The sequence below is a fragment of the Janthinobacterium lyxosi genome, from assembly GCF_051380665.1.
Lineage (GTDB): Bacteria > Pseudomonadota > Gammaproteobacteria > Burkholderiales > Burkholderiaceae_D > Janthinobacterium.
Map to the genome: position 1 here is coordinate 114,543 of NZ_JBNYXM010000002.1, position 25,590 is coordinate 140,132.

The 25,590-nt window shown below is 62.5% G+C and carries 24 protein-coding genes; 10 read left to right on the plus strand and 14 right to left on the minus strand.

The window, feature by feature from the left end:
* The first annotated feature begins 43 nt into the window (after window positions 1–43).
* Window positions 44–859, plus strand: coding sequence for a DODA-type extradiol aromatic ring-opening family dioxygenase (locus ACQ4WP_RS02340; RefSeq protein WP_436518497.1), 816 nt, complete (start codon window positions 44–46; stop codon window positions 857–859).
* A gap of 63 nt (window positions 860–922) precedes the next feature.
* Here the strand turns inward: ACQ4WP_RS02340 and ylqF are convergent, their stop codons facing one another.
* Window positions 923–1,870 carry a ribosome biogenesis GTPase YlqF gene (ylqF, locus tag ACQ4WP_RS02345; RefSeq protein ID WP_436518498.1) on the minus strand — a complete coding sequence of 316 codons (948 nt, stop codon included), beginning with the start codon at window positions 1,868–1,870 and terminating at the stop codon, window positions 923–925.
* 200 nt (window positions 1,871–2,070) lie between these two features.
* Here ylqF and ACQ4WP_RS02350 point away from each other — a divergent pair, with 200 nt between their 5' ends.
* Entirely contained in the window at window positions 2,071–2,868 is a 798-nt protein-coding gene (locus ACQ4WP_RS02350; RefSeq protein WP_436518499.1) for a hypothetical protein, read from the plus strand.
* 162 nt (window positions 2,869–3,030) lie between these two features.
* Window positions 3,031–3,354: a hypothetical protein gene (locus ACQ4WP_RS02355; RefSeq protein WP_436518500.1), complete on the plus strand. Its 324-nt coding sequence runs from the start codon at window positions 3,031–3,033 to the stop codon at window positions 3,352–3,354.
* Window positions 3,355–3,368: 14 nt separating this feature from the next.
* On the opposite strand, the gene ACQ4WP_RS02360 is transcribed toward ACQ4WP_RS02355, so the two are convergent.
* A complete protein-coding gene (locus tag ACQ4WP_RS02360) occupies window positions 3,369–4,295 on the minus strand; it encodes a histone deacetylase family protein (RefSeq protein ID WP_436518501.1) in 927 nt (308 codons plus the stop codon).
* 244 nt (window positions 4,296–4,539) lie between these two features.
* On the opposite strand from ACQ4WP_RS02360, the gene ACQ4WP_RS02365 reads away from it, so the two are divergent.
* From ACQ4WP_RS02365 to ACQ4WP_RS02385, 5 genes are all read left to right on the plus strand, one after another.
* Complete coding sequence (locus ACQ4WP_RS02365; RefSeq protein ID WP_436518502.1) at window positions 4,540–5,448, plus strand: AAA family ATPase; 909 nt, start codon at window positions 4,540–4,542, stop codon at window positions 5,446–5,448.
* A 5-nt stretch (window positions 5,449–5,453) separates the two neighbouring features.
* Window positions 5,454–6,452, plus strand: coding sequence for a DUF58 domain-containing protein (locus ACQ4WP_RS02370; protein ID WP_436518503.1), 999 nt, complete (start codon window positions 5,454–5,456; stop codon window positions 6,450–6,452).
* Window positions 6,449–8,470 carry a transglutaminase TgpA family protein gene (locus ACQ4WP_RS02375; RefSeq protein ID WP_436518504.1) on the plus strand — a complete coding sequence of 674 codons (2,022 nt, stop codon included), beginning with the start codon at window positions 6,449–6,451 and terminating at the stop codon, window positions 8,468–8,470. The genes ACQ4WP_RS02370 and ACQ4WP_RS02375 overlap by 4 nt, the downstream gene beginning before the upstream one ends.
* Window positions 8,461–9,639 carry a lytic murein transglycosylase B gene (gene mltB, locus ACQ4WP_RS02380; RefSeq protein WP_436518505.1) on the plus strand — a complete coding sequence of 393 codons (1,179 nt, stop codon included), beginning with the start codon at window positions 8,461–8,463 and terminating at the stop codon, window positions 9,637–9,639. The genes ACQ4WP_RS02375 and mltB overlap by 10 nt, the downstream gene beginning before the upstream one ends.
* A gap of 438 nt (window positions 9,640–10,077) precedes the next feature.
* Window positions 10,078–10,410, plus strand: coding sequence for a hypothetical protein (locus ACQ4WP_RS02385; protein WP_034751784.1), 333 nt, complete (start codon window positions 10,078–10,080; stop codon window positions 10,408–10,410).
* A gap of 236 nt (window positions 10,411–10,646) precedes the next feature.
* On the opposite strand, the gene cysM is transcribed toward ACQ4WP_RS02385, so the two are convergent.
* Entirely contained in the window at window positions 10,647–11,549 is a 903-nt protein-coding gene (gene cysM, locus ACQ4WP_RS02390) for a cysteine synthase CysM (RefSeq protein ID WP_436518506.1), read from the minus strand.
* A gap of 377 nt (window positions 11,550–11,926) precedes the next feature.
* Between cysM and ACQ4WP_RS02395 the strand changes: the two genes are divergently transcribed.
* On the plus strand, window positions 11,927–12,067 hold the full coding sequence (locus ACQ4WP_RS02395; RefSeq protein ID WP_436518507.1) for a hypothetical protein: 141 nt from the start codon (window positions 11,927–11,929) through the stop codon (window positions 12,065–12,067).
* Window positions 12,068–12,625: 558 nt separating this feature from the next.
* Entirely contained in the window at window positions 12,626–14,191 is a 1,566-nt protein-coding gene (locus tag ACQ4WP_RS02400) for a phospholipase D family protein (protein WP_436518508.1), read from the plus strand.
* A gap of 116 nt (window positions 14,192–14,307) precedes the next feature.
* Here ACQ4WP_RS02400 and ACQ4WP_RS02405 read toward each other — a convergent pair whose 3' ends face one another.
* The 11 genes from ACQ4WP_RS02405 to hisC form a co-directional block, all read right to left on the minus strand.
* Window positions 14,308–14,973, minus strand: coding sequence for a ComEA family DNA-binding protein (locus ACQ4WP_RS02405; protein ID WP_436518509.1), 666 nt, complete (start codon window positions 14,971–14,973; stop codon window positions 14,308–14,310).
* 174 nt (window positions 14,974–15,147) lie between these two features.
* Window positions 15,148–16,101, minus strand: coding sequence for a D-glycero-beta-D-manno-heptose-7-phosphate kinase (rfaE1, locus tag ACQ4WP_RS02410; RefSeq protein ID WP_436518510.1), 954 nt, complete (start codon window positions 16,099–16,101; stop codon window positions 15,148–15,150).
* Window positions 16,098–17,465 (minus strand): UDP-glucose dehydrogenase family protein, encoded by a 1,368-nt coding sequence (locus ACQ4WP_RS02415; RefSeq protein WP_436518511.1) that lies wholly within the window; start codon window positions 17,463–17,465, stop codon window positions 16,098–16,100. Before ACQ4WP_RS02415 ends, rfaE1 begins: the two co-directional genes overlap by 4 nt.
* Window positions 17,466–17,554: 89 nt before the next feature.
* The gene (gene lapB / locus ACQ4WP_RS02420) at window positions 17,555–18,730 is read right to left on the minus strand and encodes a lipopolysaccharide assembly protein LapB (RefSeq protein WP_436518512.1); all 1,176 of its coding nucleotides are present in this window, start codon (window positions 18,728–18,730) and stop codon (window positions 17,555–17,557) included.
* Between the two features lie 46 nt (window positions 18,731–18,776).
* On the minus strand, window positions 18,777–19,079 hold the full coding sequence (locus ACQ4WP_RS02425) for a LapA family protein (protein WP_436518513.1): 303 nt from the start codon (window positions 19,077–19,079) through the stop codon (window positions 18,777–18,779).
* A 249-nt stretch (window positions 19,080–19,328) separates the two neighbouring features.
* A complete protein-coding gene (locus ACQ4WP_RS02430; RefSeq protein ID WP_008446215.1) occupies window positions 19,329–19,634 on the minus strand; it encodes an integration host factor subunit beta in 306 nt (101 codons plus the stop codon).
* Between the two features lie 17 nt (window positions 19,635–19,651).
* On the minus strand, window positions 19,652–21,364 hold the full coding sequence (gene rpsA, locus ACQ4WP_RS02435; RefSeq protein ID WP_436518514.1) for a 30S ribosomal protein S1: 1,713 nt from the start codon (window positions 21,362–21,364) through the stop codon (window positions 19,652–19,654).
* A 119-nt stretch (window positions 21,365–21,483) separates the two neighbouring features.
* Window positions 21,484–22,152 (minus strand): (d)CMP kinase, encoded by a 669-nt coding sequence (gene cmk, locus ACQ4WP_RS02440; protein WP_436518515.1) that lies wholly within the window; start codon window positions 22,150–22,152, stop codon window positions 21,484–21,486.
* Window positions 22,153–22,168: 16 nt separating this feature from the next.
* Window positions 22,169–23,524, minus strand: coding sequence for a 3-phosphoshikimate 1-carboxyvinyltransferase (aroA, locus tag ACQ4WP_RS02445; protein ID WP_436518516.1), 1,356 nt, complete (start codon window positions 23,522–23,524; stop codon window positions 22,169–22,171).
* A gap of 18 nt (window positions 23,525–23,542) precedes the next feature.
* Entirely contained in the window at window positions 23,543–24,451 is a 909-nt protein-coding gene (locus ACQ4WP_RS02450) for a prephenate dehydrogenase (protein ID WP_436518517.1), read from the minus strand.
* A gap of 4 nt (window positions 24,452–24,455) precedes the next feature.
* The gene (hisC, locus tag ACQ4WP_RS02455; protein ID WP_436518518.1) at window positions 24,456–25,562 is read right to left on the minus strand and encodes a histidinol-phosphate transaminase; all 1,107 of its coding nucleotides are present in this window, start codon (window positions 25,560–25,562) and stop codon (window positions 24,456–24,458) included.
* Window positions 25,563–25,590: the final 28 nt, after the last annotated feature.

Here is a 25,590-nt window from a genome sequence, read left to right on the forward strand (position 1 = left end):
TGAGTATCATCGATAGCATCAGTCATTCCACTCCGGAGCCGCCATGCAAGAGCACACATTCCCCACCTATTTCCTGTCGCACGGCGGCGGCCCTTGGCCTTTCATGAAAGACCAGTTCGGCGGCCGCTACGATGTGCTCGAAGCGTCCCTGCAGGATATCCCGCGCCAGGTCGGCGTGCGGCCGAAAGCCGTGCTGGTCGTCACGGCGCACTGGGAAGGGCCGCAATTTCTCGTCTCGGCCAGCGCGCAGCCGGGCATGATCTACGATTATTCGGGCTTTCCGCCGCACACCTACCAGATCCAGTACCCGGCGCCCGGCGCGCCGGCACTGGCGGCGCAGGTAAAACAGTTGCTCGATGCAGCCGGCCATCCGGCGCGCCTCGACCACGAACGGGGCTTCGACCACGGCACCTTCAGCGCCCTGTTCCCCATCTACCCGCAGGCCGACATGCCGCTGGTGCAGCTGTCGCTGAAACACGGCTACGACCCGCTCACGCACGTCGAAGCGGGCCGCGCACTGGCCAGCTTGCGCCGGCAAGGCGTGCTGATACTCGGCAGCGGCCTGTCTTACCATAACCTGCGCCAGTTCGGCCAGGCGGGCGCCGTCGCTTCGCAGCAGTTCGATGCCTGGCTGCGCCAGGCGATGACCTTGCCGCCGGCACAAAGGCTGGCACAGTTGCTGGCCTGGGACCGCGCGCCGGGCGCGCGCCAGGCCCATCCGCAGGAAGACCATCTGCTGCCGCTGATGGTGGCGCTGGGTGCGGCCGAGCAGGAAGCGGCGCACGTGGTATATCACGAGGAGGATTTCTTTGGCGCCCTGGCAGTAAGCAGTTTCAGGTTTGGAGAAGGCGCACCATAAAAAAACGCCGCGACAGCAATGTCGCGGCGTTTTTCTGAGTGAAGCGGTAACTTAGGTGCCAAATTAGGTGCCGCGCTTGCCGCGCGCAGAATTCCTGGCCTTTTCGGCCGCAATCTCTGCCGCTTTCGCCGCTTTTTCCGCCATCTCGGCCGCGTGCAGGGCCAGCAGGGCCGCGCGCGTATCGGGCGTTTCCAGCGAGATACGTCCCAGGATGCCGCTGCGGTAGTCGAGCAGCAAGGTATGCGAGGCTTTCTCGAAATCGTAATCGCCGCCCTTGATGCGGAAACCGCGCTTGGCGGCAATGCCCTCGACCACGCCGATGGCATCGACTTCATCGACCTTGGTGCCGTAGCGGGCCGCCAGCAAGTCCGGATAGCGCTTGAGCAATTCCTCGGCCAGGAACACGGCCACTTCCTCTTCGATCAGCGCGTTCGAGCCGATGGCGTGGCTGGCCGCCAGCATCAGGCCGTCGCTGGGGATGGCGATCTTCGGCCACAGCATGCCGGGCGTGTCGACCAGGATGGTGTTCTTGTCCAGGTACAGCTTTTGCTGCATTTTTGTCACGGCCGGCTCGTCGCCCACCTTGGCCACGCGCTTTTTCAGCAGCGCGTTCATCAAGGTCGACTTGCCCACGTTGGGGATGCCCATGATCATGATGCGCAGCGGCTTGGTCGGCACGCCGCGGTGCGGTGCCAGCGATTTGGCCAGGTCCGGAATGCGCGCCACGTCGCCCGGCTTCTTGGTCGTCATCGCATACGCGGTCACGCCTTCCTGGGCATTGAAATAGGCCACCCAGGCGGCAGTGGCGGCCGGATCGGCCAAGTCGGTCTTGTTGAGGATCTTCAGGCAAGGGCGCTGGCGGAACAGGCGCAGCTCGTCCACCATGGGATTGCAACTGGCTGCCGGCAGGCGCGCGTCCACCACTTCAATCACCAGGTCGGTATTTTCCATGGTCTCGGCCGCTTTCTTGCGGGCCGCGTTCATGTGTCCTGGGTACCATTGTATCGCCATGCTCTTGCCTTCAGTTCGTTCAGTCAATCCGCTATTTTACGTGGTTGCCGCCACGACGTCCCATTTTCCACCGCCAGCGCCAGCCGTGCGACGCGGACGAGACAATTGGTGATAATTTGGCAGTTACTTGAATGATAAGATCCGCAGTCCGTCCAGCCTGGCCGGTTTCCCCATTGCAAGCTCAACCTGGCACGCATTCCATGCATCTTCCCCGTTTTTTCCTCCTTGCCCCCCTTTGCGCCTGCCTGCTGCCCGCCATGGCCCAGGAACAAGCAGCGGCGCCTGGCGACACGGCCACCCAGGCAATGCAGCAGGTTGTCGACGTGCAAGGCACGCGCGATCCCGACTTGCGCCCCTACCGCACCATGCTCAAGGGACTCGATGCGTATGCCGACCACCAGCGCCTGGCGCCGGGCGCGCCGCTGCGCTTCATGCTGATCCCCGCCACACCCCAGGCCAGGCTCGATGGCGTGACCTTGCACCTGTCGGCCGACAACCTGTCTATCCCTGTCCCCCTGGCGGCGGACGGCGGCTTCACCTTGACGCGCGACAAGACCGCCTACGACGCAAATGCCGACCTGGTCAGCAACAAGAAGCGCGACACCCTGCGCTGGCGCGCCGACATCCACACGCCAGGCCTGCCCCAGAACGTGCGCCGCCTGGGCGACTTGCGCCTGGAATGCGAAATCCGCTGGGCCGTCGAGCAAGATGACCTGCCCTTTGTCCGGCGCAACCTGTTCCGCCTGGCAGGCGGGCCCTGCCACTCGTCGCTGATCCACGTGCCGTTTCCCGTGTTTCGCAAGCTGCTGGCCGTACAGGCGCGCTCGGGCGAGCGCACGCTGGACATCCGCGTCACGCAAGACCGCCAGCGCTACGTGCCGCCGCTGCATGACCTGAACTGGGACGACAATACCCTGCTGACCCTGACGTACGCCGACGACGGCAACATGGCCGGAGCGACCCTCGCAGCACCCTTGAAGGAAGCGCAGCGCCAGTAACGCGCGTCAGGAAAGCCAGGTAAAATATTTCCACATGGATTTTAATATTTTCTACAAGTAACAAAAAAGTATGCTCTAATATCGCCTCTTAAATGAAAAGCAATTATTTTCCAGGCTGGCTCTCGCCAGGGAGATATGCGATGGGAATAGTTCGATAATATGATGATGGAACACACTGGCAAGACGCCCAAGCGCGTGCCGCGCAATGACTGGAAGACGGAATGCCGGCAGTTGCAGGGGCAAGTGACGCAGCTGGAAGAGCGCCTGAAACGCCAGAGCGCCGAAAGCTATGGCTTGCAAATGCTGTATGACCAATTGGTCAATGAAATCAAGCACCACCGCGACATGCTCCAGCTCGACAGCTTCGACGCGGATAAATCATCGCTCGTCTACACGCAAGCCTGGCGCCGCTTCATGGCCGGCGACGCACTCGATTACCAGACCCACCGCCATACCAATTCCCGCAGCCGCCCCAGCTTGCTGTAGTTACAGCTCAACCATTACAGCTCCGCCAGCGCCTTCACATGCGCCGCCACGCTGCGGCCCAGGGACGACAGGTTGTACCCCCCTTCGAGGCAGCTGACGATGCGGCCCTTGCCATACTGATTGGCCACTGCCATCATCTGCTGCGTCAGCCACGTGTAGTCGGCCTCCACCAGGCCCATGCCACCCACGTCGTCTTCGCGGTGGGCATCGAAACCGGCGGAAATGAAAATCATCTGCGGCTGCTGCCGGTGCAACGCGGGCAGCCAGTGGTCGAGCACCAGCTGGCGCACGGCATCGCCCTTCGAGCGGGCCGGCACGGGCACGTTGACGCGCGTGTCCGTGTAGGACTCGACATCGCTGTACGGATAAAACGGGTGCTGGAAAAAACTCACCATCAGGATGCGTGGATCATTTGCCACGGATTCGGCCGTGCCATTGCCATGGTGCACGTCAAAGTCGACGATGGCGACTCTATCGAGGCCCCGCACATCGAGTGCATGCTTGGCGGCGATGGCGACATTGTTGAACAGGCAGAAACCCATGGGTTCGCTGGGCCGCGCATGGTGGCCGGGCGGGCGGATCGCGCAGAAGGCGTTGCTGATCTCGCCATCGATGACGGCGTCGGTGGCAGTCACGGCCGAGCCAGCGGCGGCCAGCGCCGCGTCGTAGCTGTGCGCGTTGAGCAGAGTATCGCCGTCGAGCGGATAGTAGTCGCCCTCCGGCGGCACATTGTCGCGCACCAGGCCGATGGCCGTGGCGCTGTGATTGCGCTCGATATCGGACAATTGCGCGCGCACGCCGTCGCGGTGCTCGACCAGGTCGCTGATGTGCGCGAGTATCAATTGATCATTGATGGCCTGCAAGCGGGCCGGCGATTCAGGGTGCCAGTCGCCCATTTCGTGGCGCTGGCAATCGGGATGGGTATAAATGGCTGTGCTCATGCGCTGTACTGGTTACCTCTGTCTCTGCTCTCTATCCATACCGGGAATGCGCGCCGCAGTCACTGCAGAGCATTCCTGCCTGCCCGGCGCGTTCTCGCATAAAATCACTGGCTGGTCTGTGCCGCCCTTGCCGCCTTTGCTGTCACTCTAATCTACCACGAGCGCGCAGCTGGCGGGCGGCGCCGTTTGACCTGGCCAAAGCGATTGTAAATTAAATAATCTCACGTAATGTGATTAAAATAACATGTTTTCGAAAATACACCAGGCCGCACAGCAGATCGGCGAAGTTCTCGTCGGCAAACACTTGCAGATCCGCCAGACCCTCGCCTGTGTGCTGGCGGGCGGCCATCTGCTGATCGAAGACGTGCCCGGCGTGGGCAAGACCACGCTGGCGCATGCATTGGCCATCTCGCTGGGCCTGCAATGGAAGCGCCAGCAATTTACCAGCGACCTGCTGCCCGCCGACGTGGCCGGCATGAGCGTGTATGACCGCGCCAGCGCCAGTTTCATCTTCCACCCCGGCCCCCTGTTCACGCAAGTCCTGCTGGCCGACGAGATCAACCGCGCCACGCCGAAGACGCAATCGGGCTTGCTCGAAGCGATGGAAGAGCGGCAAGTGACACTCGATGGCGTCACGCGCGCACTGCCGCAGCCATTTTTCGTCATTGCCACACAGAACTGCGCGCACCAGCTGGGTACCTTCCCCTTACCCGAATCGCAGCTCGACCGTTTTCTCATGTGCGTCACCCTGGGCTACCCCGATGTGGCCGCCGAACGGGCGCTGCTGCTGGGCGCCGACCGCCGCGCCATGCTGCAAACCTTGCCGGCCGTGATGAATGCGGACGAATTACTGGAGGCGCAAGCGGGCCTGCACGCCATCCACGCCTCGCCCGCCGTGGTCGACTACGTGCTGGCCCTCGTGCATGCCACCCGCGTGCCCGGCGTGTTTGCCGATGGCCTCAGCCCGCGCGCCGCGCTGGCCCTGTTGCAGGCGGCGCGCGCCTGGGCCGCCCTGGCCGGACGCGACCACGTCACACCCGACGATGTACAAGCCGTGCTGCTGCCTGTCTGCGCCCACCGCCTGCATGCAGCGCAAGGGTCTACGGACAGCCGCGCGCTGCTGCAGCACCTGCTGTTGAGCATCCCCGTCTGAACGGCATGCGCTGGAGCACTATCCCATGGCTGCCGGCGCGCCCCTGGCTGGGCGCGCAGCGCGTGCACATCCGTCCCTCGCGTGCGGGCCTGGCGTTTGCCGCGCTGCTGCTGGCGCTGTGGATCGCCGCCGTCAATTACCGCCTGGGCCTGGGTTATGCGCTGACGTATTTCGCGGCCGCCTGCGCCATCGCCGACATGCTGTTTACCAGCCGCAACCTGGCGGGGCTGTCGCTGGCCGCGACGCCGGGCAGCCCCGTGTTCGCGGGCAGCCACGCCTTTTTCACCTTGCGCCTGATCAACCGCAGCACCCGCCCGCGCCATGCGATCAGCCTGGCGGCGAGCGGTGCGTCGGCAGTGCCCAGCCTGGCCGATATCGCCGCCCACGGGGAAACGGCGGTCAGCATCGGCATGCCGGCGCAGCAACGGGGTTGGTGCGATGCGCCAGCCGTGCGCCTGTCCGGCAGCTTTCCGCTGGGCTTGTTTGTTGCCTGGTGCCATTGGCAGCCCGAGGCGCGCGTGCTCGTGTATCCACAGCCAGAACAGAATGCGCCGCCGCTGCCCTGGCTGGCCGGCACGGTACAGCAAGCCCGGCAGCCAGGCTCGCGCGGCGGCGCCCTGGAACTGGTGGGCGTGCGCGCCTACCAGCCGGGCGACGCCTTGCAGCGCCTGGCCTGGCGCCAGATCGCCCGCCATGATGGCGAGCATTTATTCAGCAAGCAATTCCAGCCTGGCGCCGACGCACCAGCTGGCGCAGCGCACGGCACGCATGGCAACCTTATGCTCGACCACGCGGACCTGCACGCACTGACGCCGGAAACGCGCCTGTCGCGCCTGGCCGCCTGGGTGCTGCAGGCGGAATGCACGGGCCTGCCGTATGGCTTGCGCCTGGGTGCGCTGACCTTGGCGCCGGCCCTGGGCGCCAGCCAGCGCGACGCCTGCCTGCGCGCGCTGGCCCTGCATGGTTCGCCGCACGATTTGCCGCCAGCGCAGGCGATGCCATGAAAGCCTGGCTGAGCGGCTTGCCGCGCGAGAAGGCCGACATCCTGCTGCTGTTGCTGGCTGCCGCCATGGTGCTGGCGCCGCACGCGCTGCACCTGCCCCCATGGTTGTCGGTAGCGACAGCCGCACCGCTGCTGTGGCGCGCCGTCATTACCGTGCGGGGCCGGCGCCAGCCGCAGCTAGCCCTGCTCGTGCCGCTGGCCCTGCTGGGCATCGCCGGCGTGTACGCCAGCTATGGCAGCGTGCTGGGGCGCGATGCGGGCGTGGCCATGCTGGCCCTGCTGCTGGCCTTGAAATCGCTGGAAATGCATGGCCGGCGCGACATTTTTGTCTTCGTCTTCCTCAGTTTCTTTTTACTATTGGCGAATTTTTTTCATGCGCAAGGCATCCTCAGCGCCGCCTGGATGCTGGCCACCGTCATCGTCCTGCTGGCCGCCCTGCTGTCGGCCCAATACGGCACGCTGCGGCCGCGCCTGGCGCAAAGGCTAGGCTTGCTGGGACGCATGCTGGCGCTGGCCATTCCCCTGGCGGCCGTGATGTTTCTTGTCGTGCCGCGCCTCGACGGCCCCCTGTGGGGCGCCGCAGCAGAAGGCGCGCAAGCGCGCACGGGCTTGTCCGACAGCATGCAGCCAGGCGCCATCGCCTCGCTGGCCCTATCAAGCGAGCCCGTCTTCACGGCCCGCTTTTCCACGCCGCCCCCGCCGCAAGAGCAGCTGTATTGGCGCGGCGTGGTGCTGGGCGACTACGACGGCGCCACCTGGATGCGCAAGGGTGCGGGCCGGCGCGCGCCTGCTGGCGACAACCGGATAGACATCACCCTGGAAGGTCAGCCCAGCCACTACGAAGTCACCTTGCAAGCGAGCGGCCAGCGGCGCATCTTCGCACTCGACCTGCCGCGCAGCATCGAACGCTTGCCCGGCAACCCGTATGTCGTCTCGTCCGCGCTGGAAGTGCTGACCATACAGCCTATTACTTCGACCGTGCGTTACCGCGTCAGTTCCCAGCCACGCTACCGACTGCAGGCGGGCCTGTCTTTTGCCCAGCAACAGCCATGGCTGGCCTTGCCCGGGGGCAGCAATCCGCGCAGCGTGGCCTGGGCCCGCGCATTGCGTGGCCGCGGCGCGCACGCGCTAACGCCCGCCGACGCCATCGCCGCCGTGCTCGATCACTTCCGCCGCGCGCCCTTCCGCTACACCTTGCAGCCACCGCTGCTGGGCAAGCATGGCGTCGACGACTTCCTGTTTATCACGCAGGCGGGCTTTTGCGAGCATTACGCGGGCAGCTTCGTCGTGCTGATGCGCGCCATGGGTATTCCCGCGCGCGTCGTCACGGGCTACCAGGGCGGCCTGCGCAACGGGACAGACAACAGCTTGAGCGTGCGCCAGTCCGATGCCCATGCCTGGAGCGAAGTGTGGCTGGCTGGCCGGGGATGGGTGCGCGTCGATCCCACCAGCGCCGTCGCGCCCCTGCGCACGGAGCGCAACCTGGATGCCGCCCTGCCAGCGGCCCCGTCGCCGCTGACGGCGTGGCGCGCCCTGGCTGGGCTCGATGGCGGCGCGCACGGCGCGGTTGCCGCGTGGCGCCAGCAATGGCAGCAGGCCGAATACACCTGGAGCAGCTGGGTGGTCGACACCACGCCGCAACGCCAGCGCGCCATGCTCGATGGCTTGAAAAACTTGCCGGCGAAGAAACTGGCACTCGCTTGCGCCGTGCTGGCCCTGCTGGCCGCCGTGGCCGGCGCACTGGTCTGCTGGCGGCAGGCGCGGCAAGGCGATCCGCTCGATGCCCTATACGCGCAGTTTTGCCGCCAGCAGGCGCGGCGCGGCTACAGCCGTGCGCCGCATGAGGGCCCGCACGGTTATGCTGCCCGGCTGGCCGCAGGCAAGGCCACGCCCGAGGCGCACGCCGCCATCGCACAGTTTCTGGCAATCTATGCCGCGATGAAGTATGGTAATGCCAACCCAGACGAACAACTCCGCGCGCGGCGCAGCTTGCACCGCCTGTTAACCCAATGCCGATGAGACGCTCCTTGTTACCGATCAAAACCTCCGCCCTGTCCCTGCTCCTCTCCCTTCCCCTGTGCCTGGCGACCGCGCACGCGGGCGAAAACAGCAATATTTCCGCTGCCGACCGCGCCCGTGCCGTGCGCGCGGCCAAGGCCCAGCCCGTCAAGAAGGTGGCCGGCAAGCCGGCGGCGAAGAAAGCACCGGCGAAATTCGACTTCGAAGGCGAATTTGTCGACTATACCAACTGGAAAGAAGTCCGCGCCTTCCTCGACGAGATGTCCGCCAAGCATGGCTTTGACCGCGCCGAGCTCGATACCCTGATCGGCAAGGTGCGCTATGTCGAGTCGACCGTGCAGCTGATGAAGCCGGCCCCGCCGGGCAAGCCGAAGAACTGGCAAGCCTACAGCGCCCGCTTCATCGAGCCGGTGCGCATCAATGCGGGCGTGAAATTCTGGGAAGAGAACGCCGAAGCGCTGGCGCGCGCCGAGCGCGAATATGGCGTGCCGGCCGAGATCATCGTCGGCATCATCGGCGTGGAAACCGTGTACGGACGCAACACGGGCCGTTTCCGCGTGCTCGACGCACTGACCACCTTGGCGTTTTCCTATCCGGAAAGTCCGACGCGCGCCGCGCGCATGGAATTTTTCAAGGGGGAACTGGAAAACGCGCTGCTGTACGCGCGCAAGGATGGCATCGATCCGCTGACCCTGCTCGGCTCGTATGCGGGCGCCATCGGCCTGCCGCAGTTCATGCCCAGCAGCATCATGAAATATGCGGTGGACTTCGATGGCGATAGCCACATCGACTTGCGCAATTCCACCGCCGACGCCATCGGCAGCGTAGCGCATTTCCTCGTCGAACATGGCTGGCGCCGCGATGACCCGGCCATCAGCACGTATCGCGTCACCGTCTCGGCCAGCCACGCCTGGGAAAAGTTCATCGGCCAGGGCTTGCAAGCCAAGTACCGGCTGGAAGAATTGCAGGAGGCCGGCGTGAGTACCGTCTCGGCCACGCCCCCGAACATGTTGTTCGGCTTGATCGATCTGCAAAATGGTTCCGAAGCAACTGAGTATCACTTGGCAAGCAATAACTTCTTTGCTATAACTCAATACAACAGAAGTTATTTTTATGCCATGTCAGTGATTGACCTGGGCAAGGCCATCAGCCAAGTGCGCGCACGCTAACCGAAAGTCAGTGTAAAGTTATAATATTACTTGTAAGAAAGCGTAAGCGATGTTGAAGCGACCAGCAAACAGGTCTATGGTGGGGTCGATAACATGTGCCAGCCTCGCTCGCCAGCCTTTGTGCGCCACGGAATACAGAAATGGTTCTATACTTAACTTTTGTCAAAGTACAATTTTTGTTCTATCATAGAGCATAATAAAGAATAAATAGCTGTTGCAACAAGACAACACCTATTTTGTACAAAGCAAGATTACCAGGCTTTCCGGTCTGAAATTGAATCCTGTTGTACAATTGTGTATATATTATTAAAAACTGTATCCCGGATCGTACCGTGTGTGAATTTGTTCCTTTTAGTAAAGAATGAACATGAACGCAGCAAGAGCGAGCTCCGAGTGTTTTTTACTTTGCAGTGCAACTACAGAAGGAACATTAACATCATGACAAACCAAGTCGGCATTGATATGAACAGCGATTCGGACTCCGACGATCTGCTCCAGTACAACCCAAACAGATTGCTCGATACCCTGATCGAAAACCTGCGCCTGAAAAACGACGCAGCGCTGTCCCGCGCGCTGGAAGTCGCGCCACCAGTCATCAGCAAAATCCGTCACCACCGCCTGCCCGTCGGCGCATCGCTGCTGATCCGCATGCACGAAGTGAGCGACCTGAGCATCCGCGACCTGCGTTACCTGATGGGTGACCGTCGTAACAAATTCCGCATCAGCGACAAGCAATTCAAGCCAAAAGAAGGCGAAACGCCACAAGGCTGATCCTGCCAGTTTCGCAGGTTTTCCCTCCCCGCCATGGGGAGGGGGTATTTCCAGCACTTCTCAGGTCGTTCTGGCCGATATAATTTCCTACCGTATTCCCAACGCTGTATCGACGCCCAACAAAACCGTAGCGAGCGGTAGTGATTTGTGGCTAAGAAGCGCAACCGTGCTCTAGCACGGTGAGCATCGCCGGCCGCAAAGCGCGCCGCGCAGTAAGTTTGGTTGGGCGTTCTGCATCAGGCAGGGAATACACCCGTGGACAAGTAACGGTCGCCACGGTCACAGACGACGAACACGATGGTCGCGTTTTCCACCGTTTGCGAGATGCGCAGTGCGATTTCGCAGGCGCCGGCTGCCGAGATGCCGCAGAACAAGCCCTCTTCCGCCACCAGACTGCGCGCCATGCGCTCGGCCACACCCTGGCTCACGTATTCCACCTGATCCACGCGCGACTTGTCGTAAATTTTCGGCAAGTACGCTTCCGGCCATTTGCGGATGCCGGGAATCTGCGAACCGTCCTCGGGCTGTGCGCCGATGATCTGGATGGCGGGATTCTGTTCCTTCAAATAGCGCGACACGCCCATGATGGTGCCCGTCGTGCCCATGGCGCTGACGAAGTGGGTGACCTGACCGTTGGTATCGCGCCAGATCTCCGGCCCCGTGCTTTCATAGTGGGCACGCGAATTGTCTTCGTTGGCGAACTGGTCGAGGATCACGCCGCGACCATCCTTCTGCATCTGCTCGGCCAGGTCGCGCGCATATTCCATGCCGCCCGTCTTCGGCGTGAGCAGGATGTCGGCGCCATAGGCGGCCATGCTCTGGCGGCGCTCCACGCTGAGATTGTCGGGCATCAACAACAGCATCTTGTAGCCGCGCAAGGCGGCGGCCATGGCCAGCGCGATGCCCGTATTGCCGCTGGTGGCCTCGATCAGGGTATCGCCTGGCTTGATGACGCCGCGCTCTTCAGCGCGCTTGAGCATGGACATGGCGGCGCGGTCCTTCACGGAGCCGGCCGGGTTGTTGCCTTCCAATTTGCCGAGGATGACGTTGTTGCGCGCAAGCGCATCGGCGCCCGGCAAGCGCGTCAGTTGCACCAGCGGAGTATTGCCTATCGTATCTTCAAGTGTCTTGTAAGCCATCGTGTCTGTTTAAGTAATTTCAACAAAGACCCATTCTAATATGAGATGCTGGACGGCGCACGGCTAAAAGCCGGTGTTCCGCCAGGCAGCCCGTGCTGCGACCACCCGCGCGCCAGACCGCATGGCGCCTGGCTTTGTGCCATGCCAGGGTTGCCACGCGCAGTGTACCAGCGGGCCGCGCGCGCATGCGCTGGACTCGTGGCGCTTAGTTATTTTAGTAATTTGCTTATTCAATCAATGGATCAGTCATGACCAGCAGCGCACCCGAATTCATCCCCGAAACCACGCAGGACGATCCCGTCCAGGCCAGCAACCTCGATATCCAGGGCCGCATGCACCAGATTTCTCCCGTCTTTACCGAAGCGTAACTGCGCCGGTTGCAACGCTATGGCCAGGTCTGCCACCATGCGGGCGGCGCCACCCTGTTCGAGGCGGGCAGCAGCAGCTTCGGCATGCTGGTCATCCGGCGGGCCATGTCGCCGTCACGCGCCACGCAGGCCTGGGCCGTACCTCGCTGATGCGTGATATCGGCCCCGGCCACTTCATCGCTGAAGTGGCGCAGCTGTCGGGCCGCCCCGCCCTCGTCAATGGCCATGCCGTGGGCGACGTGGACGTGCTCGTTATCAGCTCGGAATCCCTGCGTGTCGAGCTATCTGATCGAGCGCATCGCCGCCACGCCCAACATCACCCTGCACACGCACACGGAAATCATCGCCTCGAAGACGACGAGGATGGCTTGACGGACCCCGCTGGCGCAACAAGCAGACGGGCGAAGAGTGCGATTGCGCCGTGGCCGTCGACGAACAGGGTTTCATTCGCACGGGCTTCGACGTTACGCGTGCCGAATGCCGCGCCCACGGCCACGCCGCGTATTTACCCGACCCGCCCCGGGCAGCCATGGTGCCGCAGATTCATGGCTTCCCGGCACGGCTGCCGGCGGGCACGGCCTGAAAATCGTGCATTATAGAAACTGCTACAATCGGCTGTTGCCATCCAGCTGAAAGAGACCGCATGCCCCACACCGCCAAGCTTTCCTCGCGCAGCAGCATGCCAGCGGTCCGTTGACGGTGCGCCGCATGTTTGTCAAACTGTTGCTGCTAGCCACGCTGTTTGCCGTGCTCAGCATCGCAGCCCTGTACAGCTACGGGCGCTTCGCCGAACGTTCGCTGGGAGCCCCGGGTACGGCCTTGCCCGTGGCAGCCGACGCTACCCTGCTCGACCGCGTGCTGGCGCCGCAACTGGCGCAACGTCCGGACCAGAGCGGCACGGCGCTGATCGACGACAATCAGGAAGCCTTCGCCCTGCGCGCCCTGAGCGCGCGCGAAGCAGGCCGCAGCATCGACCTGCAGTACTACATCTGGCATAACGACGTCACGGGACGGCTGCTGGTGCGCGAACTGCTGCGCGCGGCCGACCGCGGCGTGCGCGTGCGCGTGTTGCTCGACGACATCAACGCGCGGGGCCAGGACGCCGCCATCCTCGCGCTCGACAGCCATCCGCTGATCGACGTGCGCATCTTCAATCCGGGCCGCAACCGCGACGGCATCTGGTTGCGCGCCGTGGAAATGGCCTTGCGTGCCGTCAGCCTGAACCGGCGCATGCACAACAAGGCCTGGATCGTCGACGGCAGGGTGGCCCTCGTCGGCGGGCGCAATATCGGCGATGAATACTTCGATGCCGCCGAGCAAGTCAATTTCCAGGATGCCGACTTGCTTCTGGTGGGCCCCGCCGTACAGCAGACGAGCGACATTTTCGACCGCTTCTGGAACAGCCGCGCCGTCATCCCCATCGGCGCCTTACACGCCGGCAAGAATCCAGGCGCGCCGGAACTGCAGGCTGTGCGCGCCCGCCTCGATGCGCTCACGGGCGAACTGGGCGCCTCGCCCTACCTGCGGCAGCTGACCGATGCGGGCCAGCTGCAAGCCCACCTGGACGGTCGGCTGCGCCTGCACTGGAGCGCGCAGGTGCAAGTGCTGTCGGACCCGCCGGAAAAAGCCGCCCCCGTGGCCAGTTTGCAGCGCAGTGAGCACTGGCTCATGCACAGCTTGCTGCCGCTACTGACGGAGGCGCGCGAGGAAGCGCTGCTGACCTCGCCCTACTTCGTACCCGGCCAGGCGCTGACGCAGAGCCTGGCCGACAAGGTTGCCGCCGGCGTCAAGGTCAATGTGCTGACCAACTCGCTGGCCGCCACCGACGTGGCCCTCGTGCATGCGGGCTATACGCGCTACCGCGAAGCGCTGCTGGGCGGCGGCATCGGGCTGTATGAATTGAAGACCCTGCACCGCAAGCGCATCAGCCTGATGGGTTCGAGCCGCGCCAGCCTGCATACCAAGGCCGTAGTAATCGATGGCCAGCGGGGCTTCGTCGGTTCCTTCAACCTCGATCCCCGCTCGGTCCAGCTCAACACGGAGATGGGCGTGCTATTCAACGATGCCGCGCTGGCGGCCGACATGCGCCAACTGTTCCTGCACTCGACGTCGAGCGACACCAGCTACCGCGTATTCCTCGACAACGGTGCCCTGCGCTGGTCCGATGCCACCGAGCAGCCCGCCAAGGTGTGGACGCACGATCCCGAAGCGAGCTTCTGGCGCCGCATGCTGGTGTCCGTGATGCGCTGGCTGCCGATCGAGTCGCAACTGTAGGCGCTCCGGCAGGGAAAAGTGGCGCACCAAAAAAAAACCCCGCGCGGCCGGTACCACGCGGGGTTTTATCTCGTACTGCGCGGCACCACCACGCAACATGCTTTACAACAACACGCTTACTTTTTCTCGGCTTCAGCCTTCTTCGCATCGGCTGCAGCCAGCTTCGCTTCTTTCTTCGCGGCAGCGGCGGCAGTCTTCGCTTCTTTCTTGGCCGCAGCAGCTTCCTTCTTCGCTTCCACGGCGCTCTTCACAGGCGCGGCGCCATCGGCCGCGGCGGCGGCAGGAGCGGCAGCCTTGGCAGCAGCTGCTTCTTTCTTGGCGGCAGCAGCGGCAGCCCTGGCTTCTTTCTTCGCGGCAGCCGCTTCTTTTTTCGTTTCAGCGGCTGACTTGGCTGGTGCCGCAGCGGTATCGGTCGCAGCAGCGGGCTTCGGTGCGGCTTCTTTCGCTGCAACTTCCTTCACAGCAGCTTTTGCCGGGGCAGCTTTCGCCACCGGGGCCGCTGGCGCGCCGGACTTGGCCTGGCCATTCACCTGCAAGCCCGCTTCCGACAGTTTCACGGAACTTTTCGGGCCGATGCCCTTCACGCGGCTTTCGAAATCGGCCCAATCCTTGAAGGCGCCGCCCTTGGCGCGTTCATCGACGATGGCTTTCGAGGTGACGGGGCCGATGCCCTTGACGCTGTCGAGTGCCGCCTGGTCTGCCTTGTTGACATCGACCTGGGCAAAAGCAAAGCCCATCGTCGCGATCAGGGTGACGATGGCCAGCAGTATTTTTTTGAACATGGGTATCTCTCCGTGATGTGGTTTCAAGATGACTCGAACGCAAGGGATGAGCAGCGCCTTAACGGCTTTAACGGCTGTGACGTGATACGGTTGACAAGACGGGACAGCGGAAGCAGGGGAAAACCTGCGCCAGATCAAACGATGCGGCGCAGGTAGAAGGTGGAATGCAGGCGATTATTGCGAAAACAGCTCTTCGCGGGTGACGGTGGCCGTGCCCAGCTTGCCGACGACGATGCCGCCGGCCCGGTTGGCCGTGCGCACAGCGTCGCCCAGGCCCATGCCGGCGCCCAGCATGGCCGCCATGGTGGCGATCACCGTGTCGCCGGCACCCGAGACGTCGAACACTTCGCGCGCATCGGTAGGCATGTGCAGCACCTCATCGGCCGTGTACAAGCTCATGCCCTCTTCCGAGCGCGTCAGCAACAAGGCTTCCAGGCCCAGCTGCGCGCGCATCTGCTGCGCGCGTTCCGTGAGTTGCTCTTCCGTATTCCAGTTGCCGATCACACGGCGCAGTTCGGACTTGTTCGGAGTGAGCACTGACGCTCCCGCATAGCGGCTGAAATCATCCCCTTTCGGGTCGACCATGACGATCTTGCCGGCGGCCTTGGCCGCCTTGATCATCTCGGCCACATTCACCAGGCTGCCCTTGGCGTAGTCCGACAGGATCACCACGTCGTAGTGCGGCAGCAGCGCATTGAATTGCTTGAGCTTGTCGCGCAGCACCGTATCGCTGGGCGCATCCTCGAAGTCGATGCGCAGCATTTGCTGCTGGCGGCCAATCACGCGCAGCTTGATGATGGTGGAAATGGCCGCATCGCGCTGCAGATAACTGTGGATACCGCCGCCTTCGAGCAGGCGCTCGACCTGGCTGCCGGCCTCGTCGTCGCCGACCACGCCCAGCAAGCTCGTCTTCGCTCCCAGCGCGGCCGCGTTGCGCGCCACGTTGGCCGCGCCGCCCAGCCGCTCTTCGCGCTTCTCGATGCGCACGATGGGCACGGGCGCTTCCGGCGAAATACGGCTGACATCGCCAAACCAGTAGCGGTCCAGCATCACATCGCCCACCACCAGCAGGCGCACCTGGGCCAGCGCGGCCGGCGCCGTCAAGGCTGCCACCTCGTGGGCGCTCATGCGCGTGTCAGGATCGAGCGACCGATCCCGTGGTATTCGATGCCATTCTCGGCCATGACGGCCGGCTCGAACAGGTTGCGCCCGTCAAAGATCACGGGCTGCTTCAGGCGCGCCTTGATCTGCTCGAAATCCGGGCTGCGGAAGGCTTTCCATTCAGTCACGATGGCCAGCGCATCGGCGTCCGTCAGCGCATCCTTCGGACTGTCGGCAAAGCGCACTTTCGCCAATTGCTCCGGCGTCAAGTCCAGTTGCAGCACCCGCTTTGCCTCGGTCATTGCGACAGGATCGTAGACGGCTACCGTGGCGCCGCGCCCCAGCAAGTCGGCCAGCAGGACGCGGGCCGACGCTTCGCGCATGTCGTCCGTATTCGGCTTGAAAGCCAGGCCCCACACGGCAAAATGCCGGCCCGTCAGGTCCGCGCCGAAGCGAGTGACCACTTTGCGGCCCAGCACCTGCTTCTGCTGGTCGTTGACGGCTTCGACAGCACGCAGGATGAGCAATTCCTGGCCGTGGCCGCGCGCCGTGCGCTCGAGCGCCTGCACGTCTTTCGGGAAGCAGGAACCGCCATAGCCGCAGCCCGCGTACAAGAAGCTGTAGCCGATGCGCGGATCGGAACCGATGCCGTGGCGCACGGCCTCGATGTCGACGCCCACCTTGTCGGCCAGGTTGGCCAGTTCATTCATGAAGGAAATACGCGTGGCCAGCATGGCATTCGCCGCATACTTCGTGAATTCGGCCGAGCGCACATCCATCCAGTAAGTGCGTTCGTGGTTGCGGTTGAACGGCGCGTACAGGCTTTTCAGCAATTCGCGCGCGCGCTCGCCGTCCGGCGTGGCGTCGACGCCGATGACGATGCGGTCCGGGCGCATGAAATCTTCGACGGCCGCGCCTTCCTTGAGGAATTCCGGGTTCGACGCCACCGAGAACGTGGCGGCCACGCCGCGCGCGTCCAGTTCGCCCTGAATGGCGGCGCGCACTTTTTCAGCCGTGCCGACGGGCACGGTGGACTTGTCGACGATGACCTTGAAGTCCGTCATGTACTTGCCGATGCCGCGCGCGGCCGCCAGCACGTACTGCAGGTCGGCCGAGCCGTCTTCATCGGCCGGCGTGCCGACGGCGATGAATTGCATCACGCCGTGCGCGGCTGCCGCCTCGACGTCGGTGGAAAAGGTCATGCGGCCGGCGGCGCGGTTGCGCGCCACGACTTCTTCCAGGCCCGGTTCATGGATGGGGATGCCGCCGCTGTTGAGCAAGGCTACCTTCTGTGCGTCCAGGTCGAGGCAAAAGACGTCGTTGCCCAGTTCCGCCAGGCAGGCGCCCGTCACGAGGCCCACATAGCCCGTGCCGATAATGGTGATTTTCATGGTTGTGCCGTATTTCTTATTTGTAAAATTCAGATGCTACATACAAGTACACGCCACATTGCGCGGGGCAAGGTGGCGTGTAAGATTGATCAGTTCATGACGTTGAGCTCTTCTGTGCGGCGTGGAGGATACGTTTCCCACTTGTTGCAGCCCGGGCAGTGCCAGTAAAACTGGCGCGCCTTGAAGCCGCAGTGGCTGCACTGGTAGCGGGCCAGCTTCTGCGTGTAGCCGTGTACGAGGTTTTTCACCATCGACAGCTCGGACCAGATGGCGGCCGGGGCATCCATCATGCGCGCTTCCAGCAGTTTATCAAGGCCCAGCAAGGTCGGCGTGCGGCGCAGCTCGGCGCTGACCAGCTGCTTCGCCGCTTCCACGCCGTCGAGTTCGATGACGGCCTTGAAGACCACTTCGATCAAGTCGATCGACGACGCTTCTTCCAGGTAGGAGCGCAGCAGGTTGACGCCTTCCTGAGCACGGCCCACCTTGGTGTAGCCATCCATCAGGCGCTGCGCCACCAGGGCCACGTGCGGCACGCTTTGCTGCTCCACGCGGCGCCAGGTAATCAGCGCGCCTTCCACGTCGCCGCGCGCCAGCAGCACGTCGCCCGTCAGGATGGTGGCGCGCACACTCTTGCGGTCCGTCTGCAGGGCTTTTTCCAGCAGCGGCATGGCGTCGTCCGGCCTCATGTGTACCAACGCGTCATGCGCCAGCTCGCAATAGAACTGGGCGATTTCCTTCTGGCGCGCGCCGGCGCCCGATTCCTGCAAACCCACGGCCGCTTCGATGGCGCGTGGCCATTCCTTTTCGCGCTGGTAAATTTCCAGCAGGGCGCGGCGCGCCTGGGCCGCATATTGCGTGTCAACCAGGCTATTGAAGGTTTCTTCGGCGCGGTCCAGCAAGCCCGCCTTCAGGTAATCCATGCCCAGCTCATAGGCGGCATGGCCCTGCTGTTCCAGCGGCAAATCCGGGCGCGCCAGCAAATTCTGGTGCACGCGGATGGCGCGCTCCGTCTCGCCGCGGCGGCGGAACAGGTTGCCCAGCGCAAAATGCATATCGGCCGATTCCGGGTCCAGCTTGACGACTTCGATGAAGGCGTCGATGGCCTTGTCATGCTGTTCATTGAGCAGGAAATTCAAGCCCTTGAAGTAATTGCGCGGCAGGCTGCGCGATTCGGATACCAGTTGATGAATGTCCACACGCGCGGCAATCCAGCCCAGCGCGAAAAACACCGGGATACCCAAGAGCCACCAGAGTTCAAAATCCATGCGATTGTTTTTATTCGAGTAAGAGAGATAGGAGCGACGGCGCCGCTTACTGCGCGCTCACGCTGTCCGGTTGCGGCTGGGCATTGCTGGCCACGCCAACGGTTTGCAGCGCGGCAATGGTGGTTTTTTGCTTGGTCGCTTCGCGGCGGTGACGGAACACGGTCGGCGTCAAGGCCAGTACGCCCAGGCTGGCGCCGGCGACAAAAAAGCCCAGCAGCATCAGGACCAGGGGGCCGCGAATTTCATAATTGAGGAAAACATGCAGGTCGACAACCTGCGCATTCTTCAGCGCAAAACTGAAGAACAGGACGAAAAGAACACAGCCAACGATGGTGGAGATGATTTTCATCGATAGGTCCAGAGAGAGCTACACAAGGTGGTGTACATGCCGACAGGGCACAAACTTTGAACGCCTGACAGAACCGTAGCGAGCGGCAGTGATTTGTGGCTAAGAAGCGCAACCGTACTTTAGTACGGTGAGCATCGCAGGCCGCAAAGCGCGACGCGCAGTAGGTTATGTCGGGTGTTATTACAGCATATTAACAAAAAAAAGCGGCATCCAAGGACGCCGCTTTCTATGTCGCCTTCCAGCAGACGATTAATCCTCGATAATCGGTTGCCCGACCATCGCGTCCACCCGCTCGCGCAACTGTTTGCCCGGTTTGAAGTGAGGTACCCGTTTTTCAGGAACCATCACCTTGTCGCCGGATTTCGGGTTGCGGCCGATGCGCGGGGGCCTGCTGTTCAGGGCAAAACTGCCAAAACCGCGGATCTCGATACGCTGACCGGTCGCCAGGGCGTTGGTCATCGCATCGAGAATGGTCTTGACGGCATACTCCGCATCTTTCGCCACCAGCTGAGAATAACGCTCAGCAAGGCGGTTGATCAGCTCGGACTTTGTCATCTGCCGTATCCGCAGTCTTAGTTCTTGTTATCGAACTTAGCTTTCAACAAGGCGCCCAGGCTGGTGGTGCCCGAAGCTGCGTTGTTGTCGGTAGCTGCCATCTTCTGCATGGCTTCCTGGGTTTCAACGTTGTCTTTCGCTTTGATCGACAGTTGAATACCACGGGCTTTGCGGTCGATGTTCAACACCATCGCTTCGACGGTGTCGCCGACTTTCAGGTGCGTACCAGCATCTTCAACGCGGTCGCGCGAGATTTCGGAAGCGCGCAGGTAGCCTTCGACTTCTTCGGACAGTTGGATCACGGCGCCTTTAGGCTCAACCGATTTAACGATACCGGTTACCAGCGAGCCTTTGTCGTTCATGGCTGCGAAGTTATTGAATGGATCACCTTCCAGTTGCTTGACGCCCAGGGAAACGCGCTCGCGCTCAACGTCGATGGCCAGAACGATGGCTTCCAGTTCGTCACCTTTCTTGAAGCGACGCACGGCTTCTTCGCCGGTTTCGGTCCAGGACAGGTCGGACAGGTGCACCAGACCGTCGATGTTGCCGGCCAGGCCGATGAACACGCCGAAGTCGGTGATCGATTTGATCGCGCCGCGGACTTTATCGCCCTTCTTGTGGGTAACGCCAAAGTCATCCCAAGGGTTGGCTTTGCACTGTTTCATACCCAGCGAGATACGACGACGCTCTTCGTCGATTTCCAGAACCATGACTTCTACTTCGTCGCCCAGTTGGACAACTTTGTTAGGAGCAACGTTTTTGTTCGTCCAGTCCATTTCGGAAACGTGTACCAGACCTTCGATACCCTGTTCCACTTCAACGAACGCGCCGTAGTCGGTCAGGTTCGTTACTTTACCGAACAGACGGGTGCTTTGTGGGTAACGACGGGACAGACCGGTCCAAGGATCGTCGCCCAGTTGTTTCACGCCCAGCGAAACACGGTTTTTCTCTTGATCGTATTTCAGGACTTTGGCGGTGATTTCCTGGCCAACCGTCAGTACTTCCGACGGGTGACGTACACGGCGCCATGCCAGGTCGGTGATGTGCAGCAAGCCATCGATACCGCCCAGATCCACGAACGCGCCGTAGTCGGTGATATTTTTGACGACGCCGGTCACGACCGTGCCTTCTTTCAGCGTTTCCATCAGTTTCTGACGCTCTTCGCCCATCGAAGCTTCGATGACGGCGCGGCGGGACAGAACCACGTTGTTACGCTTGCGATCCAGCTTGATCACTTTGAATTCGAGGGTTTTGCCTTCGAATGGGGTGGTGTCTTTGACAGGACGGGTATCAACCAGCGAGCCCGGCAGGAACGCGCGGATGCCGTTGGTCAACACGGTCAGACCGCCTTTGACTTTACCATTGACGGTACCGACGACGATTTCGCCCGATTCCATCGCTTTTTCCAGAGCCAGCCACGAAGCCAGACGCTTGGCTTTATCGCGCGACAGGATGGTATCGCCGAAACCATTTTCCAGCGATTCGATCGCCACGGAAACGAAGTCGCCAACTTTGACTTCCAGTTCGCCGTGGTCGTTCTTGAATTCTTCGACAGGGATGAATGCTTCGGATTTGAGGCCAGCGTTCACGATCACGAAATTGTGGTCGAGGCGCACGACTTCAGCGGAAATAACTTCGCCGGAGCGCATATCTTGACGCGACAACGATTCCTCGAAGAGCGCAGCAAAACTTTCCATACCGGTAGATTCGTTAGTTGTAACAGTAGACATAGGGTTCACACAGGTTATCCAGCAGAGATCGCACGACGCGACTTAAACTGGGTTAGGTTTTTGACACACCCGGACAGGCCAGGAGCCGTCAACGGGCACCACATAGCATGGAAATCACACTATTTCATTACCGACGCATACCATTTCAACACGGTTTCAACGGCAACATCTGCCGTCATTTCCGACGTATCGAGGACATGCGCCCCTTCCGCTGGGACCAGCGGCGCAATCGCACGGTGAGTATCACGTTCGTCCCGCGCCTGCAAATCCATCAGAAGGTCTTCCATCTTAGCAGAAAAACCCTTGTCTATCAATTGCTTGTAGCGCCGTTGCGCGCGCGCCTCGACGCTGGCGGTGAGGAACACCTTCAATGGGGCATGCGGAAAGATCACCGTGCCCATGTCGCGTCCGTCGGCCACCAGACCGGGTGTCTTGCGAAAACCCAGCTGCAAGCTGACCAGGGCCTGGCGCACCGTTGGCAATACGGCAATCTTTGACGCCGTATTGCCCACCTCTTCGGCACGGATCTGCTCGGTGACGTTTTCCTGCGCCAGCAGGATCTCGCCGCCCGCAAAATGGCAAGGCAAGTGTTCGGCCAGCTTGGCCAGCGCATGCTCGTCGCGCAAGTCCGTGCCGCGGCGCAGCGCCGTCAGCGCCGTCAGCCGGTACAGCGCGCCCGAGTCGAGATAATGAAAGCCCAGCTTGTCGGCTACGCGGTGCGCCACCGTGCCCTTGCCGGAAGCGGTGGGGCCGTCGATGGCGATGACTGGAATGTTGGAGGTCGACATAGTATTAAACAATCAATTAAATCAAGGTGTCTTTGGCAATCCCCGCAAACGCGGCGAAATACTCGGGGAAGGTCTTGGCTACGCATTTCGGGTCATTGATGCGCATCTCGTTGCCACGGCGCGCGGCGCCGTCCAAAGAGGCCAGCGAGAAGCACATGGCCATGCGGTGGTCGTCATACGTGTCGATGCTGGCGGCAAGAATCTGTGCCGGCGGCGTCACGCGCAGGTAATCCGCGCCCTCTTCCACTTCCGCGCCCAGCTTGCGCAATTCCGTCGCCATGGCAGCCAGGCGGTCCGTTTCCTTCACCCTCCAGCTGGCGATATTGCGCAAGGTCGAAGTGCCATCCGCGTACAGGGCGGCCACGGCGATCGTCATGGCCGCGTCGGGAATGTGGTTGAAATCCATGTCGACGGCTTTCAAGACGCCGTTCGAACGGGCCTCGATCCAGTTCTCGCCCATGGTGATGGTCGCGCCCATCTGCTGCAAGGCTTCGACGAAGCGCACGTCGCCCTGGATGCTGTCGCGCCCCACACCTTCCACGCGCACGGGACCGCCGCCGATGGCGCCGGCCGCCAGGAAATACGAGGCCGACGAAGCGTCGCCCTCGACATGGATGGTGCCCGGGCTTTGATATTGCTGGCCCGGCTGCACGGTGAACGACTGCCAGCCGTCATGCTCGACCGTCACGCCGAAGCGGCGCATCAGGTTCAGCGTGATCTCGATGTAAGGCTTGGAAATCAGCTCGCCCGTGACATCGATGGTCACCGCGTGGTCGCGCGCCATCAGCGGCGCCACCATCAACAGGGCCGTCAGAAACTGGCTCGACACATTGCCGCGCACGGCGATGCGCTGCGCGTGGATGTGGCCGCGGCGGATGCGCAGCGGCGGGAAGCCCTGCTCCCCCGTGTACTCGATCTGCGTGCCGACGGCGTTCAGCGCGTCGACCAGGTCGCCGATGGGGCGCTCGTGCATGCGCGACACGCCATGCAAGGTGTAATCGCCGCCAATGACGGCCAGGGCCGCCGTCAGCGGGCGAATCGCCGTGCCGGCGTTGCCCATGAAGAGGTCCGCCTCATGGTGCGGGAAGACGCCGCCGCAGCCTTCCACGTGGTGCACCTGGTGCGCCGTGGCGGGGTCGCCCGTCAATTCATCCTGCGTCCATTTCACGCCCAGCGAGGTCAATGCCGTGAGCATGACGAAGGTGTCGTCGGAGGCGAGCAAGTCGATGATCTTCGTCGTACCCTTGGCCAGCGCTGCCAGCAGCAGCACGCGGTTGGAAATGCTTTTCGAGCCGGGCAAACGCACCGTGCCTTCGGCGTGCATCACCGGTTTCAGATCGATATGGTGGGGGTAGTGCTTGGTCTGGGTCATGCTGGAATCCTTGAGTATTTATCGTGTGGGCGCGGCCGGCATTTCCGCCGTTTCAATCGCCTCGATCCATTGCTGCCGCGCGTGCTGGGCGTTCGCATACACGCCCTCGATGGCGGCGCCGTCATTCACGGCCAGGTGGGCGCGCAAGGTCGTCAACTGCGCCAGGTAGGCGTCCAGTTCATGCAGCAGCGCCGGCTGGTTGGCCAGGCTGATGTCGCGCCACATTTCCGGCGATGAGCCGGCGATGCGCGTAAAGTCGCGAAAGCCGCTGGCCGCATATTGAAACAACAGGCCCGCGTGCGGTTTTTTGGCGATGTCGTCGACCAGCGCAAAGGCCAGCAAATGCGGCAGATGGCTGACGGCGGCAAACACCTTGTCATGTTCTTCGGGGCTCAAGGTGCGCAGGATGGCGCCGCAGGCGCGCCACGCGGCCGCCACCCGTTCCACATCGGCGGCACTATTTTCCGCCAGCGGCGTGAGCACCACTTTCTTGCCTTGATACAGATCGATGATGGCTGCGTCGGGGCCATTCGTCTCGCGTCCCGCGATCGGGTGGCCGGGCACGAATAGCCCCACCTTGCCACCGAGCGCCGCGCGCGCGGCCGCCACCACGTCGCTTTTCGTGCTGCCCGCATCGGTGACGATGGTGCCCGGCTGCAAATGCGGCGCGATGGACGCCAGGATGGCGCCCGTCTGCGCCACAGGCGCGGCCAGCAGCACCAGGTCGGCACCAAGCAAGGCCTCAGCCATGTCGCCGCCGATCTCGTCGATGATGCCCAGTTCGAGCGCGCGCGCCATCGATGCCGATGAACGGCCCATGCCGACCACCATGCCGACAGCACCCGCGTGTTTCAGGGCGCGCGCGAACGAGCCGCCGATCAGGCCTACGCCGAAGATAACGACCTTGTTCAGTGCAGGCGTCGTCATAAGGTCAGGCCAGCGCTTTCGTCAGCGCGGCGATGAAGATGGCGTTTTCCTGCGGCAGGCCGATGGAAATGCGCAGCCATTGCGGCAAGCCGTAGCTGCCGACCGGGCGCACAATCACGCCCTGTTTCAGAAGCGCCAGGTTGACTCTAGCGCCGGCGCCGTCATCGTCGCCCACTTTGACCAGCACGAAATTGCCGTGCGATGGCACGTACTCCAGGCCCAGTTGCGTAAACGCTTCTGTGAACTGCTGGTAGCCAGCCGCGTTGTTGCGCGCGCTTTGCTCGAGGAAGGCCTTGTCGTTCAGGGCGGCGATGGCGGCTGCCTGTGCCAGCGAGTTGACATTGAATGGCTGGCGGATGCGGTTCATCAGGTCCGTCAGCACCGGCTGGGCGATGGCGAAACCGATGCGCAGGCCGGCCAGGCCGTAGGCCTTCGACAGGGTGCGCGAGACCACCAGGTTCGGATACTGCCGCACCCACGCCGTCGATTCGTACTGGTCGTCGGCCGAGAGGAATTCGTTGTAGGCTTCGTCCAGCACCACCACCACGTGCTGCGGCACTTTCTGCAGGAAGGCTTCGAGCTGCGCGGCCGAAAGGAAAGTGCCGGTCGGGTTGTTCGGGTTGGCGATGAAGATCAATCGCGTGTCGTCGGCAATCGCCGCCGCCATCGCGTCCAGGTCATGGCCGTAAGCTTGCGCCGGCACGACGAGGTGGCGCGCGCCCAGGCCTTGCGTGGCCAGCGCGTACACGGCAAACGAATACTGCGAGTACACCACGGATTGGCCATGCTCGACAAACGCGTGCGCGGCGATTTCCAGGATGTCATTGCTGCCGTTGCCCAGCGTGATCCAGTCGGCCGGCACGTCATAGCGCTTCGACAGCACGGCTTTCAAGTCGAAGCCGTTGGCGTCCGGATAGCGGCCCAGGTCATCGATGGCGGCGATCATCGCCTGCTTGGCCGATTCCGGCATGCCGTACGGGTTTTCATTCGACGCCAGCTTGACGATGGCTGCCTCGTCGAGGCCGAATTCGCGCGCGACTTCCGCGATCGGTTTGCCGCTCTGGTAAGGGGCGATGGCGCGGACGTATTCTGGACCGATATTTTTAGACATGGTGCTCTTTAAAAAAGTGGGTAATTAT

Excerpts from the sequence above, each read along its gene's own strand:
- ACQ4WP_RS02340 (WP_436518497.1), top strand. The coding sequence starts at position 44 with ATGCAAGAGCACACATTCCCCACCTATTTCCTGTCGCACGGCGGCGGC.
- ylqF (WP_436518498.1), bottom strand. The coding sequence starts at position 1,870 with ATGGCGATACAATGGTACCCAGGACACATGAACGCGGCCCGCAAGAAA.
- ACQ4WP_RS02350 (WP_436518499.1), top strand. The coding sequence starts at position 2,071 with ATGCATCTTCCCCGTTTTTTCCTCCTTGCCCCCCTTTGCGCCTGCCTG.
- ACQ4WP_RS02355 (WP_436518500.1), top strand. The coding sequence starts at position 3,031 with ATGATGGAACACACTGGCAAGACGCCCAAGCGCGTGCCGCGCAATGAC.
- ACQ4WP_RS02360 (WP_436518501.1), bottom strand. The coding sequence starts at position 4,295 with ATGAGCACAGCCATTTATACCCATCCCGATTGCCAGCGCCACGAAATG.
- ACQ4WP_RS02365 (WP_436518502.1), top strand. The coding sequence starts at position 4,540 with ATGTTTTCGAAAATACACCAGGCCGCACAGCAGATCGGCGAAGTTCTC.
- ACQ4WP_RS02370 (WP_436518503.1), top strand. The coding sequence starts at position 5,454 with ATGCGCTGGAGCACTATCCCATGGCTGCCGGCGCGCCCCTGGCTGGGC.
- ACQ4WP_RS02375 (WP_436518504.1), top strand. The coding sequence starts at position 6,449 with ATGAAAGCCTGGCTGAGCGGCTTGCCGCGCGAGAAGGCCGACATCCTG.
- mltB (WP_436518505.1), top strand. The coding sequence starts at position 8,461 with ATGCCGATGAGACGCTCCTTGTTACCGATCAAAACCTCCGCCCTGTCC.
- ACQ4WP_RS02385 (WP_034751784.1), top strand. The coding sequence starts at position 10,078 with ATGACAAACCAAGTCGGCATTGATATGAACAGCGATTCGGACTCCGAC.
- cysM (WP_436518506.1), bottom strand. The coding sequence starts at position 11,549 with ATGGCTTACAAGACACTTGAAGATACGATAGGCAATACTCCGCTGGTG.
- ACQ4WP_RS02400 (WP_436518508.1), top strand. The coding sequence starts at position 12,626 with ATGTTTGTCAAACTGTTGCTGCTAGCCACGCTGTTTGCCGTGCTCAGC.
- ACQ4WP_RS02405 (WP_436518509.1), bottom strand. The coding sequence starts at position 14,973 with ATGTTCAAAAAAATACTGCTGGCCATCGTCACCCTGATCGCGACGATG.
- rfaE1 (WP_436518510.1), bottom strand. The coding sequence starts at position 16,101 with ATGAGCGCCCACGAGGTGGCAGCCTTGACGGCGCCGGCCGCGCTGGCC.
- ACQ4WP_RS02415 (WP_436518511.1), bottom strand. The coding sequence starts at position 17,465 with ATGAAAATCACCATTATCGGCACGGGCTATGTGGGCCTCGTGACGGGC.
- lapB (WP_436518512.1), bottom strand. The coding sequence starts at position 18,730 with ATGGATTTTGAACTCTGGTGGCTCTTGGGTATCCCGGTGTTTTTCGCG.
- ACQ4WP_RS02425 (WP_436518513.1), bottom strand. The coding sequence starts at position 19,079 with ATGAAAATCATCTCCACCATCGTTGGCTGTGTTCTTTTCGTCCTGTTC.
- ACQ4WP_RS02430 (WP_008446215.1), bottom strand. The coding sequence starts at position 19,634 with ATGACAAAGTCCGAGCTGATCAACCGCCTTGCTGAGCGTTATTCTCAG.
- rpsA (WP_436518514.1), bottom strand. The coding sequence starts at position 21,364 with ATGTCTACTGTTACAACTAACGAATCTACCGGTATGGAAAGTTTTGCT.
- cmk (WP_436518515.1), bottom strand. The coding sequence starts at position 22,152 with ATGTCGACCTCCAACATTCCAGTCATCGCCATCGACGGCCCCACCGCT.
- aroA (WP_436518516.1), bottom strand. The coding sequence starts at position 23,524 with ATGACCCAGACCAAGCACTACCCCCACCATATCGATCTGAAACCGGTG.
- ACQ4WP_RS02450 (WP_436518517.1), bottom strand. The coding sequence starts at position 24,451 with ATGACGACGCCTGCACTGAACAAGGTCGTTATCTTCGGCGTAGGCCTG.
- hisC (WP_436518518.1), bottom strand. The coding sequence starts at position 25,562 with ATGTCTAAAAATATCGGTCCAGAATACGTCCGCGCCATCGCCCCTTAC.